General features: G+C 47.9%; 17 protein-coding genes and 1 tRNA gene. 12 read left to right on the forward strand and 6 right to left on the reverse strand.

Annotated elements, in window-relative coordinates:
- Positions 1-92 precede the first annotated feature (92 nt).
- Positions 93-1,373, forward strand: coding sequence for an MFS transporter (locus ACLJQD_RS09585; protein WP_017440952.1), 1,281 nt, complete (start codon positions 93-95; stop codon positions 1,371-1,373).
- Between the two features lie 10 nt (positions 1,374-1,383).
- Positions 1,384-2,490: a Gfo/Idh/MocA family protein gene (locus ACLJQD_RS09590; protein WP_000988589.1), complete on the forward strand. Its 1,107-nt coding sequence runs from the start codon at positions 1,384-1,386 to the stop codon at positions 2,488-2,490.
- A gap of 151 nt (positions 2,491-2,641) precedes the next feature.
- On the opposite strand, the gene ACLJQD_RS09595 is transcribed toward ACLJQD_RS09590, so the two are convergent.
- Positions 2,642-2,729, reverse strand: a tRNA-Ser gene (locus ACLJQD_RS09595).
- Positions 2,730-2,964: 235 nt separating this feature from the next.
- On the opposite strand from ACLJQD_RS09595, the gene ghrA reads away from it, so the two are divergent.
- The 4 genes from ghrA (at position 2,965) to ACLJQD_RS09615 (ending at position 5,886) form a co-directional block, all read left to right on the forward strand.
- Complete coding sequence (gene ghrA, locus ACLJQD_RS09600; RefSeq protein WP_000402552.1) at positions 2,965-3,903, forward strand: glyoxylate/hydroxypyruvate reductase GhrA; 939 nt, start codon at positions 2,965-2,967, stop codon at positions 3,901-3,903.
- 84 nt (positions 3,904-3,987) lie between these two features.
- Entirely contained in the window at positions 3,988-4,725 is a 738-nt protein-coding gene (locus ACLJQD_RS09605) for a phosphatase (RefSeq protein ID WP_000283643.1), read from the forward strand.
- Between the two features lie 23 nt (positions 4,726-4,748).
- Entirely contained in the window at positions 4,749-5,303 is a 555-nt protein-coding gene (locus ACLJQD_RS09610; protein WP_001001883.1) for a molecular chaperone, read from the forward strand.
- Between the two features lie 100 nt (positions 5,304-5,403).
- Positions 5,404-5,886, forward strand: coding sequence for a DUF1097 domain-containing protein (locus tag ACLJQD_RS09615; protein ID WP_001546652.1), 483 nt, complete (start codon positions 5,404-5,406; stop codon positions 5,884-5,886).
- A gap of 38 nt (positions 5,887-5,924) precedes the next feature.
- On the opposite strand, the gene csgG is transcribed toward ACLJQD_RS09615, so the two are convergent.
- From csgG to csgD, 4 genes are read right to left on the reverse strand one after another with little or no spacing between them, the layout of a single operon-like run.
- Entirely contained in the window at positions 5,925-6,758 is an 834-nt protein-coding gene (csgG, locus tag ACLJQD_RS09620) for a curli production assembly/transport protein CsgG (RefSeq protein WP_001137620.1), read from the reverse strand.
- A 26-nt stretch (positions 6,759-6,784) separates the two neighbouring features.
- Positions 6,785-7,201, reverse strand: a complete 417-nt coding sequence (csgF, locus tag ACLJQD_RS09625) for a curli production assembly/transport protein CsgF (protein WP_001264073.1) — start codon at positions 7,199-7,201, stop codon at positions 6,785-6,787.
- Positions 7,202-7,227: 26 nt separating this feature from the next.
- Positions 7,228-7,623, reverse strand: coding sequence for a curli production assembly/transport protein CsgE (gene csgE, locus ACLJQD_RS09630; protein ID WP_000833307.1), 396 nt, complete (start codon positions 7,621-7,623; stop codon positions 7,228-7,230).
- 4 nt (positions 7,624-7,627) lie between these two features.
- Entirely contained in the window at positions 7,628-8,278 is a 651-nt protein-coding gene (gene csgD, locus ACLJQD_RS09635; RefSeq protein ID WP_000481517.1) for a biofilm master transcriptional regulator CsgD, read from the reverse strand.
- A 755-nt stretch (positions 8,279-9,033) separates the two neighbouring features.
- Between csgD and csgB the strand changes: the two genes are divergently transcribed.
- From csgB to ACLJQD_RS09665, 6 genes are all read left to right on the forward strand, one after another.
- Positions 9,034-9,489, forward strand: a complete 456-nt coding sequence (gene csgB / locus ACLJQD_RS09640) for a curli minor subunit CsgB (protein ID WP_000791656.1) — start codon at positions 9,034-9,036, stop codon at positions 9,487-9,489.
- Positions 9,490-9,530: 41 nt separating this feature from the next.
- The gene (gene csgA / locus ACLJQD_RS09645; protein WP_000771416.1) at positions 9,531-9,986 is read left to right on the forward strand and encodes a curli major subunit CsgA; all 456 of its coding nucleotides are present in this window, start codon (positions 9,531-9,533) and stop codon (positions 9,984-9,986) included.
- A gap of 61 nt (positions 9,987-10,047) precedes the next feature.
- Positions 10,048-10,374, forward strand: a complete 327-nt coding sequence (gene csgC, locus ACLJQD_RS09650) for a curli assembly chaperone CsgC (RefSeq protein ID WP_000557256.1) — start codon at positions 10,048-10,050, stop codon at positions 10,372-10,374.
- 130 nt (positions 10,375-10,504) lie between these two features.
- Entirely contained in the window at positions 10,505-10,825 is a 321-nt protein-coding gene (locus tag ACLJQD_RS09655; protein ID WP_000111254.1) for a type 1 fimbrial protein, read from the forward strand.
- 87 nt (positions 10,826-10,912) lie between these two features.
- Entirely contained in the window at positions 10,913-11,452 is a 540-nt protein-coding gene (gene ymdB, locus ACLJQD_RS09660; protein ID WP_000203941.1) for an O-acetyl-ADP-ribose deacetylase, read from the forward strand.
- The gene (locus ACLJQD_RS09665; RefSeq protein ID WP_000976323.1) at positions 11,388-12,875 is read left to right on the forward strand and encodes a phospholipase D family protein; all 1,488 of its coding nucleotides are present in this window, start codon (positions 11,388-11,390) and stop codon (positions 12,873-12,875) included. The genes ymdB and ACLJQD_RS09665 overlap by 65 nt, the downstream gene beginning before the upstream one ends.
- Positions 12,876-12,891: 16 nt before the next feature.
- On the opposite strand, the gene mdoC is transcribed toward ACLJQD_RS09665, so the two are convergent.
- A complete protein-coding gene (mdoC, locus tag ACLJQD_RS09670) occupies positions 12,892-14,046 on the reverse strand; it encodes a glucans biosynthesis protein MdoC (protein ID WP_017440954.1) in 1,155 nt (384 codons plus the stop codon).
- Positions 14,047-14,133 lie beyond the last annotated feature (87 nt).

Here is a 14,133-nt window from a genome sequence, read left to right on the forward strand (position 1 = left end):
GCCGGTTGATTGTGTCTTATTCGGCAATTGATATAACTTAAAAATTAATTCCGTAAGCATTTCAGACGGTAACAGCAAATAAGGGTTTTATTGTGATAGCAAAATTCTTCCCGTGGTATAGCGAGATAACTCGTCCACAAAAAAATGCTTTATTTTCAGCATGGCTGGGTTACGTTTTTGATGGCTTCGACTTTATGCTGATTTTCTACATTATGTATCTGATCAAGGCTGACTTAGGATTGACAGATATGGAGGGCGCATTCCTTGCCACAGCGGCCTTTATTGGGCGACCATTTGGCGGGGCGCTATTTGGTCTGCTGGCAGACAAATTTGGCCGTAAGCCGTTGATGATGTGGTCGATAGTTGCCTATTCTGTAGGTACAGGGTTAAGTGGCCTGGCTTCCGGTGTAATTATGCTGACGCTTAGTCGCTTCATTGTCGGTATGGGGATGGCGGGGGAGTATGCTTGCGCTTCTACTTATGCCGTGGAAAGTTGGCCAAAGCATTTAAAATCTAAAGCGAGCGCATTTCTGGTTTCAGGTTTCGGTATTGGTAACATCATAGCAGCCTATTTTATGCCGTCATTTGCCGAAGCGTATGGTTGGCGTGCTGCTTTTTTTGTCGGTTTGCTACCCGTTCTTTTAGTAATCTACATCCGGGCCAGGGCTCCTGAATCTAAAGAGTGGGAAGAAGCCAAACTCAGTGGTCCCGGAAAGCATTCACAAAGTGCCTGGTCAGTTTTCTCTTTGTCAATGAAAGGGCTATTTAATCGAGCTCAATTTCCACTGACATTATGTGTATTTATTGTTCTGTTCTCTATTTTCGGCGCAAACTGGCCGATCTTTGGTCTACTGCCTACATATTTGGCGGGAGAGGGCTTTGATACGGGCGTGGTCTCTAATTTAATGACGGCGGCGGCATTCGGCACTGTATTGGGAAATATCGTTTGGGGTCTGTTCGCAGATAGAATTGGTTTGAAGAAAACGTTCAGCATTGGTCTTCTCATGTCCTTTTTATTCATTTTCCCGTTATTCAGAATTCCGCAAGATAATTATTTACTGCTGGGCGCATGTTTATTCGGTTTAATGGCGACTAACGTAGGTGTTGGCGGGTTGGTTCCCAAATTTCTCTACGACTACTTTCCTCTTGAGGTTCGTGGTTTGGGTACCGGGCTGATTTATAATCTTGCTGCGACATCAGGCACATTCAATTCAATGGCGGCGACCTGGCTTGGAATAACAATGGGGCTAGGCGCTGCGCTAACGTTCATTGTTGCTTTCTGGACCGCAACAATTCTACTCATTATTGGCCTATCCATTCCGGATAGACTAAAAGCACGTCGTGAAAGTTTTCAATCAACAAAAGAATTTTAATAGAGGATAAATGATGACGAAATACGGTGTTGTAGGTACAGGTTATTTTGGCGCTGAACTGGCGCGATTTATGTCTAAGGTTGAAGGGGCGAAAATCACTGCGATTTACGATCCGGTAAATGCGGCTCCGATAGCGAAAGAGTTGAACTGTGTCGCCACTGCAACGATGGAGGCGCTTTGTACCCATCCTGATGTGGATTGCGTAATTATTGCTTCACCAAATTACTTACATAAAGCGCCAGTCATTGCGGCGGCTAAAGCGGGAAAACACGTGTTTTGTGAAAAACCTATCGCCTTAAATTACCAGGATTGTAAGGATATGGTTGATGCCTGCAAAGAAGCTGGTGTTACCTTTATGGCGGGTCACGTTATGAACTTTTTTCACGGGGTTCGCCACGCTAAAGCGCTCATCAAAGCTGGTGAAATTGGTGAAGTTACACAAGTTCACACTAAACGTAATGGTTTTGAAGACGTGCAGGATGAGATCTCATGGAAGAAGATTCGCGCAAAGTCAGGTGGGCATCTGTACCATCACATTCACGAGCTAGATTGTACACTGTTCATCATGGATGAAACCCCATCCCTGGTTTCAATGGCGGCGGGGAATGTTGCGCACAAAGGTGAAAAATTTGGTGATGAAGATGATGTTGTCCTAATCACCCTTGAGTTTGAAAGCGGTCGTTTCGCGACACTTCAGTGGGGATCATCGTTCCACTACCCTGAGCACTATGTATTAATTGAGGGCACGACAGGTGCAATTCTCATTGATATGCAAAACACGGCGGGTTATCTAATAAAAGCGGGCAAAAAAACACACTTTCTTGTGCATGAAAGCCAGGCGGAGGATGATGATCGTCGCAACGGTAACATATCCAGCGAGATGGATGGCGCAATCGCTTATGGTAAACCCGGTAAACGTACGCCGATGTGGCTCTCATCAATTATGAAACTGGAGATGCAGTACTTGCATGATGTGATAAACGGTCTGGAGCCAGGCGAGGAGTTTGCTAAATTGCTAACGGGAGAAGCGGCGACAAATGCCATTGCTACCGCTGATGCTGCGACGCTTTCCTCAAACGAGGGGCGCAAAGTAAAACTCACTGAAATTCTTGGCTAAAATTGAAAGCCGGATGGTGGTGTTATTACCCGGTGGCGCTGCGCTTATGTAGACCGGATAAGGCGCCTGTGAACTGTGCCGCCATCCGGCAATGGACGGGTCAAATATATGAAAAAAGCCCGTACTTCTGTACAGGCTCTCAACTTAAATATGGCGGTGAGGGGGGGATTCGAACCCCCGATACGTTGCCGTATACACACTTTCCAGGCGTGCTCCTTCAGCCACTCGGACACCTCACCAAATTGTCGCCCCAGCATTACTGGAACGGGCGCTAATGTAGGGAAATATCTTTTCTACGTCAATCAACTTTTTTAAAAAAAAGCGCGTTTATACAAACTTCCACCAATCTGTGGCTTTAATAGGCGAAAACTGCTTTTTTTGCCCGCGCCGGGAAATTTGCTATGCTGCACATCCCGTTGAAAACGCTGATAACAGGCGCAATCACATTCCGCACAATACTGCTCAGGAGATAACATGGAGATAATTTTTTATCACCCGACATTTAACGCCGCCTGGTGGGTAAATGCGCTGGAGAAGGCTCTCCCACATGCGCGCGTTCGTGAATGGAAGGTCGGTGATAACAACCCCGCAGACTATGCGCTTGTATGGCAGCCCCCGGTTGAAATGCTGGCCGGAAGACGCTTAAAAGCCGTCTTTGCTCTGGGCGCGGGGGTGGATGCAATTCTGAGTAAATTAAATGCGCATCCGGAAATGCTGGACGCCTCCATTCCTCTATTCCGTCTGGAAGATACCGGAATGGGCCTGCAAATGCAGGAGTATGCCGTCAGCCAGGTATTACACTGGTTCCGTCGTTTCGATGATTATCAGGCGCTGAAAAATCAGGCGCTATGGAAACCGTTGCCGGAATATACCCGCGAAGAGTTTAGCGTCGGTATCATGGGCGCAGGGGTACTGGGCGCAAAAGTGGCAGAAAGTCTACAGGCGTGGGGGTTCCCGTTACGTTGCTGGAGTCGTAGCCGCAAATCCTGGCCTGGCGTGGAAAGTTATGTAGGGCGTGAAGAGCTGCGCGCTTTCCTGAACCAGACGCGGGTGCTGATTAATCTGCTGCCGAATACGGCCCAAACGGTAGGAATTATTAATAGCGAATTGTTGGATCAATTGCCGGATGGCGCTTACGTGTTGAATCTCGCGCGCGGCGTGCATGTTCAGGAGGCGGATCTGCTGGCTGCGCTTGATAGCGGTAAGCTGAAAGGCGCGATGTTGGATGTCTTTAGCCAGGAACCGTTACCGCAGGAAAGTCCATTATGGCGCCATCCGCGAGTTGCCATGACGCCGCACATTGCGGCAGTCACCCGTCCGGCGGAAGCCATCGATTATATTAGCCGCACCATTACCCAACTGGAGAAGGGAGAGCCGGTGACGGGGCAGGTGGATCGGGCGAGAGGATATTGACATCAACCCGGCGCGGGCCGGGTTTCGCTAAAAAACGCTGGCGATACCTGCTATCCTTGTCGGAAATGACTACAGGAGAGAGCAATGTATCCCGTTGACCTGCATATGCATACCGTCGCCAGCACTCATGCCTACAGTACTCTGAGCGATTATATCGCGGAAGCCAAACGCAAAGGCATTAAACTTTTTGCGATTACCGATCATGGTCCGGACATGGAAGATGCGCCGCATCACTGGCATTTTATTAACATGCGCATCTGGCCGCGTCTGGTTGACGGCGTGGGGATACTGCGTGGCATTGAGGCGAATATCAAGAACATTAACGGTGAAATTGATTGTTCCGGAAAGATGTTCGACTCGCTGGATCTGATTATCGCAGGCTTTCATGAGCCCGTTTTTGCGCCGCATGATAAAGAAACCAATACCCAGGCGATGATCGCGACCATCGCCAGCGGCAAGGTGCATATAATTAGTCACCCCGGAAATCCAAAGTATCCAGTGGAGGTTAAAGCCATCGCGCAGGCGGCGGCGAAACACCATGTAGCGCTGGAAATCAACAACTCTTCTTTTCTGCATTCGCGTAAAGGAAGCGAAGATAATTGCCGCGCGGTCGCTGCCGCCGTACGCGATGCGGGAGGCTGGGTAGCGTTAGGATCTGATTCCCATACGGCCTTTACGCTTGGCGATTTCACCGAATGCCGGAAAATTCTGGATGCGGTGAATTTTCCGGAAGATCGAATCCTGAACGTCTCGCCGCAGCGCTTACTGGCCTTCCTCGAATCACGCGGTATGGCGCCTGTACCGGAATTTGCCGAACTATAATCGTTATTTACGGGAAGATATCAATGAATGAGTTTTCAATCCTGTGCCGTGTGCTGGGATCGTTGTTTTACCGCCAACCGCAAGATCCTTTACTGGTTCCGCTGTTTACGTTAATCCGTGAAGGTAAACTGGCGGCAAACTGGCCGCTGGAGCAGGATGACATGCTGGCGCGTTTACAGAAAAGCTGCGATATCACGCAGATTTCCACTGATTACAATGCGTTATTTGTTGGGGAAGAGTGCGCGGTAGCGCCATACCGCAGTGCGTGGGTCGAAGGCGCGGAAGAGTCTGAGGTGCGCGCTTTTTTAACGTCGCGAGGGATGCCGCTGGCCGATACGCCTGCCGATCACATTGGCACTTTATTGCTCGCGGCCTCCTGGCTGGAAGATCAGTCTGCCGAAGATGAAAGTGAAGCGCTGGAAACCTTATTTGCCGATTATCTGCTTCCCTGGTGCAATACCTTCCTCGGTAAAGTTGAAGCCCATGCCGTTACGCCATTCTGGCGCACTCTGGCGCCGCTAACGCGTGATGCGATAGGGGCCATGTGGGATGAACTTCAGGAAGAAGATGAAGAATAATGTGATGTAAATCACCCTTAACTGCAACTGGTTTTACATCATTGCATAAAATGTGTGCGTGATCTCATTAATGTGCCGCTTTTCTGTTATGATGCGCGCCATGAACATACTTCTTTCTATTGCTATCACGACGGGCATCCTTTCTGGAATATGGGGATGGGTGGCCGTCTCCCTGGGGTTACTAAGCTGGGCCGGTTTTTTAGGTTGTACGGCTTATTTCGCCTGTCCGCAGGGCGGCTTTAAGGGATTGTTGATTTCCGCCTGTACGCTGTTAAGCGGTATGGTGTGGGCGCTGGTCATTATTCACGGTAGCGCGTTGGCGCCGCATCTGGAAATTGTCAGTTACGTGTTGACGGGGATCGTGGCATTCCTGATGTGTATCCAGGCAAAGCAGCTATTGCTTTCTTTTGTCCCGGGAACATTTATCGGCGCCTGTGCGACATTTGCAGGGCAGGGTGACTGGCGGTTGGTATTACCGTCGCTGGCGCTGGGGCTAATCTTTGGCTATGCCATGAAAAATAGTGGGCTATGGCTGGCATCACGCCGCGAGCAACATTCAGCGAATACGGCGGTCACAAAATAAAAAAGCGTGGGGTTCTTCCCCACGCTTTGTCGTATTCATCAGGATTCTGGCGGTACTGACAGCTCACGGTATTTCACCAGAATATCATTTTGCCTGTCCGCTTTATTCTGCAAATCCCACAGGCCGCGATCGATACCATCATTAATGAGGAAGATAACGCCGGTTTCAATGGCTGACATCAGACACAGCATCACCGGTTCGTTCGAGGTATAGCCGATTTCGCCTTCCAGTAAACGCTGGTAATCAATAAAACGGAACACGCCTGCCTGTACTTCATAGGAAAGGATTGTTTTACTGGTGTTCACCGAAGAAAGGATCTCGCCCGTACTGACGTTAACCACGCGCAGGTTGACAGCAATCTGATCCAGCTGATACTGCGTATCGGCGCCAATACCGAAATATCTTGCGCCGACCCCGCCGGATTTGACGTTACTTTCATAACCAATAATAGAACCTTCCACCATAATATTTGCCGCCGTCAGCGACTGAAGCGGGATACGGTTATTCATCGCCACGGTGCCGTTTTCCTGGGCTGCGCGAATAATTTTCCGTTCATTCAAAAGATTCTGTAAGCCTTGTCGTTCCAGCGGGATAAACCAGCGCGAATCTTTCAGCGCAGTGACCAACATAGCGGTGGCGCTCTGCGGCACAGCCGTAGAAAAGTTACTTGCCGGGTAAGGTTTAAATTGGCCCGTTTCATCCTGAATGTTATATACCGAAACAAAGATCTTACCGGTGGGAGCAGGTAAGTGCGTCAAATCTTTGTAACTTTGTGCGCGGGGCATTAATGTCGGTTTCGCAGCTTGTTTCGGCGGGGCAGTTAAGCATCCGCTCAACAATAAAACGGCAACCAAAATAAGTAAGCGCGGCATGATTTATATCCTTTAGTGACTGTAGCTTAAAAATCGGTTGACTGAGTTTGTAAACCTGACACTTCGATGGTCGAGGTTCTTCCCGTTTTTCTGTCCGTGACGTTGAGCTGGAGCTGTCCGTCGCGATTAGCGATATCGATAATAAAATCGTTGGTCACCATACGTCCTGGTTTCCCGGTATTAATATTGGTCAACAAGCCGCCCAGAATTTGCGATTGAATAGCCTGTGTAAAGTTATCCAACGCTGAGGGGGTTTCGATACCAAAATCGTTATCATAAGCGGGGTCTTTATATGAATTTTGCGCCTGGGCGCTATTCAATAAAAAGGAACCGTTATTGGGGTTTCCACCAAAGTTAGGATTACGGAACTGGAACGTCATATTTCCAGCCCAGGTTAATGGCGAAAAAAGCATGAGCAGCACTACTGCATGTTTAACACGCATGACAGCCTCCGGATAAAAATCATGTTTTAGAATTCATCACGCGCTAAATCACTCGTACTTAATAGCGTTTGATCTATTTGTCGGCGATTTAATGCTTCCTCTGTTTGCGCTAATGCGAAGACGACGGTTTTCTCGAAGTCTCTTTTCATTGGAAATAAAAAGGTCTGGAAAATAACGTCCTGATTTACCGTTATGGTGATCCAGCTTCCCCAACGCGCACTGGGTCTTTCATTAATGGTCAGATTGCCGGTGTATTCGCTTTCCCATTTGTCGCTGAATGCACGATAGAATTCATGTCCTATCGAAGAGACGGTATGGTCGGTTAACAATCCGGGAACCTCGACTTCAACTTCATTGGCATGCAGGTTTCCGGTAGCGAACAGTAACTCTGCTGCTACAATCCAGGTCAGATAGCGTTTCATGGCCTTACCGCCTGAGATTATCGTTTGCCCATGAAACTGCCTGGGTGCGATTTTTGACAGCTATCTTTTTGAAAAGATTATAAAGATGTGTCTTAACCGTATTCTCGCTGATAAATAGCGACCTGGCGATTTCATTATTAGAGGCACCAATACGTAACTTATTGAGGATCTCTTTTTCGCGATGAGTGAGTAATGCGGACTCGGTGCTGTTGTAGCGGTAATTTCCTGAGTGTGTAATCAGGTAACTGGCTAATTTTTGTGAAAAATAGCATTCGCCCCGCAGAATACCCTGTAATCCGCTGACCACGTGTTCCTGGTCTTCAGTGGCGTAAAACACGCCGTTAATATGAGGCCAGTTTTCAATTTCACGGTAGGGATAATCGTCAGGGGTATTTAACAATAATGTTTTTATATTATTGTTTTTGCGGCTTAAATTATCCTGCCAATAGTGGATAAGCTTCTTATCCGCTTCCATCATATCCATTAAAACAATGCAACCGGCTGAGATATCTTCCAGAGAACGTTGAATATTATGCAGTTTTCCGGTTATGGCCAGCGATTGCTTTAAATGTTGCAATAATGCCGTAGCTTGCAGAGATGGCTTTGTGATCAACAATAGTGTGTGACCATGACTACTATGGACTTCATTAAACATGATGAAACTCCACTTTTTTTAATCGCACATCTGACAGCTGCCCCCATAAAATAAAGGCACCAGAAGTACTGACAGATGTTGCACTGCTGTGGGTTGAAATAGCCCATTATCCAGAAAGAGAAAAATATTTACGAAAATACTTTTAACTGTTTTCAATCTAGCCATTACAAATCTTAAAGCAAGTGTTAAACTTGTAACAAGATGTAAAAATATATATTAAAATGTTGTTTTTGGGTTTTTTTGAAGTTTAGATTTGATAGTAAAGTTGTACATTTCGCTGTTATTGCATAGATTTAAAAAATCATACAAATTATAATAATTAATTGATTTTTAATCATTTTAATTATTGTATGTCATGTTTTGATTTTATTTTTTCTTGAAATTTGAGACGTGGCATTAACCTGGACAGCACAAAGACAAAAAAAACGAAGTGTGTCACGTCTTGTGCGTATTGCCCCCCCATGGGAAGCATAAGAACATCCCCATGGAGGCATAACACACACCAACACTTCATTTTTTGGGTTCGCGATACACTCTCTTCTGTGGCCAAAAATCAATTATAAAAAATCACATGGCTATCGTTTTATTAGTACTTTGGTATGAGCTTAAATAACAAAATACCACGCGTGGGTGAGTTATTAAAAATGTTTCCACGGACATACTCTTCATCGTAACGACGCGTTAACAAAAAACGCATGTCGCTAACAAAGTAATAGATAATTTTCGCTATGTACGACCAGGTCCAGGGTGACAGCATGAAAAACAAATTGTTATTTATGATGTTGACAATACTGGGTGCGCCTGGGATTGCAACCGCGACAAATTATGATCTGGCTCGTTCAGAGTATAATTTTGCGGTAAATGAATTAAGCAAGTCTTCATTTAATCAGGCGGCCATTATTGGTCAAGTCGGCACGGATAATAGTGCCAGAGTACGCCAGGAAGGATCAAAACTATTGTCCGTTATTTCACAAGAAGGAGGAAATAATCGGGCGAAAGTCGACCAGGCAGGGAATTATAACTTTGCGTATATTGAGCAAACGGGCAATGCCAACGATGCCAGTATATCGCAAAGCGCTTACGGTAATAGTGCGGCTATTATCCAGAAAGGTTCTGGAAATAAGGCCAATATTACCCAGTACGGTACGCAGAAAACAGCAGTTGTAGTGCAGAAACAGTCGCAGATGGCTATTCGCGTCACCCAACGCTAATACCGTTACGACTTTTAAATCAATCCGATGGGGGTTTTACCATGAAACTTTTAAAAGTGGCAGCATTCGCAGCAATCGTAGTTTCTGGCAGTGCTCTGGCAGGCGTTGTTCCACAATGGGGCGGCGGCGGTAATCATAACGGCGGCGGCAATAGTTCCGGCCCGGATTCCACGTTGAGCATTTATCAGTACGGTTCCGCTAACGCTGCGCTTGCTCTGCAAAGCGATGCCCGTAAATCTGAAACGACCATTACCCAGAGCGGTTATGGTAACGGCGCCGATGTAGGCCAGGGTGCGGATAATAGTACTATTGAACTGACTCAGAATGGTTTCAGAAACAATGCCACCATCGACCAGTGGAACGCTAAAAACTCCGATATTACTGTCGGCCAATACGGCGGTAATAACGCCGCGCTGGTTAATCAGACCGCATCTGATTCCAGCGTAATGGTGCGTCAGGTTGGTTTTGGCAACAACGCCACGGCTAACCAGTATTAATTTAGCGTCTGCGCTAATAAAAAAACAGGGCATAAGCCCTGTTTTTTTTCGGGAGGAAATTATGCATACTTTATTGCTCCTTGCCGCACTTTCAAATCAGATTACGTTTACCACGACTCAGCAAGGCGATATTTACACGGTGATCCCTCAGGTCACATTAAACGAACCCTGCGTCTGTCAGGTGCAAATTCTCTCTGTGCGCGACGGCGTCGGGGGACAAAGCCATACACAGCAAAAACAAACGCTATCTTTACCTGCTAATCAACCGATTGAGTTGTCTCGTCTTAGTGTAAATATATCTTCAGAGGACTCGGTTAAAATTATTGTTACTGTTTCGGACGGACAATCACTGCATTTATCACAACAATGGCCGCCTTCTGCACAGTAGTTTTTGATGGTGGCGGAAATGGATTGGCTGACCTGGGTATAAAGAGGCGATAAAAGCGTCTCATCGTCTCGGCATGTCGCTATAAGGTAACGCCGAACCCTCGAGGATGACTAATCATTGAGGAGTTAACATGTCCGTAATCAAGAAAAATATCCCTGCCATAGGCCTGTGTATCTGCGCTTTTTTTATCCATTCTGCGGTAGGGCAACAAACGGTACAGGGCGGCGTTATCCATTTTCGCGGCGCGATTGTTGAGCCACTGTGCGATATTTCTACTCATGCCGAAAATATTGATTTAACCTGCCTACGCGAAGGTAAAAAGCAAATGCACCGGATTGACCTTCGGCAGGCATCTGGATTACCGCAGGATATTCAGTCCATTGCGACGGTACGGCTGCATTATCTCGATGCGCAAAAAAGCCTGGCGGTGATGAATATTGAGTACCGTTAACGGCGGTGTCATAGATATAAAAAGAGCGACTCTGTTGAAAGCCCTGCTGTACACTTTGCAGATAAGGTGAGACAAAGGGGGGGGGTTATGACATCACGTCTTCAGGTCATACAGGGTGATATCACTCAACTTAGCGTCGATGCGATTGTGAATGCCGCTAACGCATCATTAATGGGCGGCGGTGGCGTAGACGGCGCGATTCATCGCGCGGCGGGGCCGGCATTGCTGGACGCCTGTAAACTCATCCGTCAGCAACAGGGCGAATGTCAGACGGGACATGCGGTTATCACGCCTGCTGGCAAGCTTTCGGCAAAGGCGGTTATTCACACAGTGGGGCCCGTCTGGCGAGGCGGCGAACACCAGGAAGCTGAGCTACTCGAAGAGGCATACCGGAATTGTTTGCTGCTTGCCGAGGCGAATCACTTTCGTTCCATCGCTTTTCCGGCAATCAGTACCGGCGTTTATGGCTATCCACGCGCCCAGGCCGCTGAGATCGCCGTCAGGACGGTTTCAGATTTTATTACCCGTTACGCTCTGCCTGAACAGGTATACTTTGTCTGTTATGATGAAGAAACTGCCCGGCTTTACGCAAGATTACTTACTCAGCAAGGCGACGACCCTGCCTGATAAAACACGCCTGGAGCGTGCCGTTGAACCGCTATGCGCGCGCCATCCCGGAGAGTGCGGCATTCTCGCGCTGGATAACAGTCTGGACGCTTTTGCCGCCCGCTACCGCCTGACCGAAATGGCGGCGCGGACGCTGGATGTGCAGTATTATATTTGGGAAGACGATATGTCCGGGCGGCTGCTCTTTTCGGTTCTGCTGTCGGCGGCGAAGCGCGGCGTTCATGTTCGTCTGCTGCTGGATGATAACAATACGCCTGGTCTGGATGATACGTTGCGCTTGCTGGATAGCCATCCTAATATCGAAGTTCGTCTGTTTAATCCTTTCTCTTTTCGTACGCTACGCGCGCTGGGATATTTGACGGATTTTGCGCGGCTGAATCGGCGGATGCACAATAAAAGTTACACTGCCGACGGCGTAGTGACGCTGGTCGGTGGGCGCAACATCGGCGATGCCTATTTCGGCGCTGGCGAGGAGCCGCTATTTTCCGATCTGGACGTGATGGCCATTGGCCCGGTGGTCAATGATGTCGCCAATGATTTTGAACGTTACTGGCGCTGTAGTTCAGTGTCGACATTGCAGCAAGTATTATCCCTTTCTGAGCAGGAACTGACGCAGCGTATCGAACTTCCCGAATCCTGGTATAACGATGAGATCACCCGCCGTTATCTGCATAAGCTGGAAACCAGCCAGTTTATGGCGGATCTCGATCGCGGAACGTTGCCGCTGATTTGGGCAAAAACACGCTTGCTTAGCGATGACCCTTCTAAAGGCGAGGGGAAGGCGCAGCGCCATTCGCTTCTTCCGCAGCGATTATTTGACGTGATGGGGTCGCCGACGGAGCGTATCGACATTATTTCCGCTTACTTTGTCCCTACGCGCGCAGGCGTGGCGCAGTTGCTTAATCTGGTCAGGAAAGGCGTGAAGATCGCCATCTTAACTAACTCTCTGGCGGCCAACGATGTGGCGGTCGTTCACGCAGGGTACGCGCGCTGGCGCAAGAAATTACTGCGCTATGGCGTGGAGCTCTACGAACTGAAACCGACCCGCGAACATGAAACCGCCGTACATGATCGCGGACTCACCGGGAACTCAGGTTCCAGCTTACATGCTAAAACGTTCAGTATTGATGGTAGTAAGGTGTTTATCGGGTCGCTTAATTTTGATCCCCGTTCAACGCTTTTAAATACCGAAATGGGCTTTGTCATTGAAAGTGAAACGCTGGCGACGCTTATTCATAAGCGTTTTACGCAGAGCCAACGCGATGCGGCCTGGCAACTGCGGCTGGATCGCTGGGGACGAATTAACTGGATCGATCGTCAGCAAGAAGAGGAAAAGGTGTTAAAGAAGGAACCCGCTACGCGTTTCTGGCAGCGAGTTCTGGTACGGTTGGCGGCAATTTTACCTGTGGAATGGTTGCTGTGAACCCGCGCGCGGAAAACTACCCGATCGCGGCGCGGCTTTCTTGTTTTACCGGCGGTTTACCTGAAAAGAGAAATTTCAGGAGCGGGATGCGTAAATGAATTTCATACAGAATTAACGCAATACCCATAACAAATATCAGCCCGCACAAGAACCCGATCAGGTTGGAGGAGATATGCGGCGTAATATACGCGCCAAAGAAAAGCGTTAAGGGATGATGCACCAGATAGATAAACAGCGAAGCATTCACGAAATAGGTGACACGCGTGGACTGGAAGTTTAACAAGCGATGCCCCAGTGAAAATACCACGTTCACCATCCATAGCCCCATTACCATCGTAATCACGGATTCGGTTTCGTACATCCAGGCGTCGCCGCTCCCATAACGTTGATTCAGCAGATACGCGATAAAAGCAACGGCAGCGCCTAAAGTGCATCCGCGTGAGGGTGTGGTGAAGCGCGCTTTCAGCTCGGGGTGAATGAAGGCCAACGCGCCGAGAATAAAAAACGGCACATAAAATAGCGTTTGCATCACAATAAAATTGAACATGCCGTCACTGAGGATTGCTGGATATACGATGAAAATAATGCGCCTGATAGCGGCGTAAGCCATCCCCAGCAGGAAAAAAATAAGCGAAAGCCTGGCCAGTGAAATAGCGGCGGGACGAGGCTTGCTTGTTTCCTGCCTTTTTTGGAACCAGGTAAAAATCCCGATGCTGACTGTGGTCAATATCACCAGCACCAGTAAAAACCACAGATGTGAAATGAGTTCCCACGCTAACGTATTATATTTTTCATAGGCAGAGAGTGTAGGCCAGTTCTCTGTTTTCTCTTTGACATATTGCAACAGGATAAATTGCGGCAAGGTAAGCAAAGGGATTGCGGTAAGCATGGGAATACCCACACGTTCTACCCGTACTTTCCACCAGCGTTTTAACGGATAACGTAAAAACAACATGTACGAAAAATAACCAGAAATAACAAAAAATACCTGCATACGAAAAGCGTGGATAAAATCGTTAAACAGGGTTAGCCACCACGATGGCGTGGCGCTATTGACATGCCAACTGTGAGTGGAATAGATCAACGAGATATGAAAGGGAATCCCTAACAACATCAACCATGCGCGGATAGAGTCAAGAAAATATTCACGCGGCGCGGGTACAGAGCTCATATAAGGTCACGTATTCTCAGATTTTTCACCTTATCCATAAGGCGAATTATAGTTACATTCGGTAGCAACCCTACACCAACTCCGACA

The organism is Salmonella sp. SAL04214, from assembly GCF_046550615.1.
GTDB lineage: Bacteria > Pseudomonadota > Gammaproteobacteria > Enterobacterales > Enterobacteriaceae > Salmonella > Salmonella enterica.

Coding starts and splice junctions, on each gene's coding strand:
- csgG (WP_001137620.1), bottom strand. CDS start 6,758: ATGCCGCGCTTACTTATTTTGGTTGCCGTTTTATTGTTGAGCGGATGC.
- ymdB (WP_000203941.1), top strand. CDS start 10,913: ATGACATCACGTCTTCAGGTCATACAGGGTGATATCACTCAACTTAGC.
- csgF (WP_001264073.1), bottom strand. CDS start 7,201: ATGCGTGTTAAACATGCAGTAGTGCTGCTCATGCTTTTTTCGCCATTA.
- ACLJQD_RS09655 (WP_000111254.1), top strand. CDS start 10,505: ATGTCCGTAATCAAGAAAAATATCCCTGCCATAGGCCTGTGTATCTGC.
- ghrA (WP_000402552.1), top strand. CDS start 2,965: ATGGAGATAATTTTTTATCACCCGACATTTAACGCCGCCTGGTGGGTA.
- ACLJQD_RS09665 (WP_000976323.1), top strand. CDS start 11,388: ATGATGAAGAAACTGCCCGGCTTTACGCAAGATTACTTACTCAGCAAG.
- ACLJQD_RS09610 (WP_001001883.1), top strand. CDS start 4,749: ATGAATGAGTTTTCAATCCTGTGCCGTGTGCTGGGATCGTTGTTTTAC.
- csgB (WP_000791656.1), top strand. CDS start 9,034: ATGAAAAACAAATTGTTATTTATGATGTTGACAATACTGGGTGCGCCT.
- ACLJQD_RS09605 (WP_000283643.1), top strand. CDS start 3,988: ATGTATCCCGTTGACCTGCATATGCATACCGTCGCCAGCACTCATGCC.
- ACLJQD_RS09590 (WP_000988589.1), top strand. CDS start 1,384: ATGATGACGAAATACGGTGTTGTAGGTACAGGTTATTTTGGCGCTGAA.
- ACLJQD_RS09615 (WP_001546652.1), top strand. CDS start 5,404: ATGAACATACTTCTTTCTATTGCTATCACGACGGGCATCCTTTCTGGA.
- mdoC (WP_017440954.1), bottom strand. CDS start 14,046: ATGAGCTCTGTACCCGCGCCGCGTGAATATTTTCTTGACTCTATCCGC.
- csgE (WP_000833307.1), bottom strand. CDS start 7,623: ATGAAACGCTATCTGACCTGGATTGTAGCAGCAGAGTTACTGTTCGCT.
- csgC (WP_000557256.1), top strand. CDS start 10,048: ATGCATACTTTATTGCTCCTTGCCGCACTTTCAAATCAGATTACGTTT.
- csgD (WP_000481517.1), bottom strand. CDS start 8,278: ATGTTTAATGAAGTCCATAGTAGTCATGGTCACACACTATTGTTGATC.
- csgA (WP_000771416.1), top strand. CDS start 9,531: ATGAAACTTTTAAAAGTGGCAGCATTCGCAGCAATCGTAGTTTCTGGC.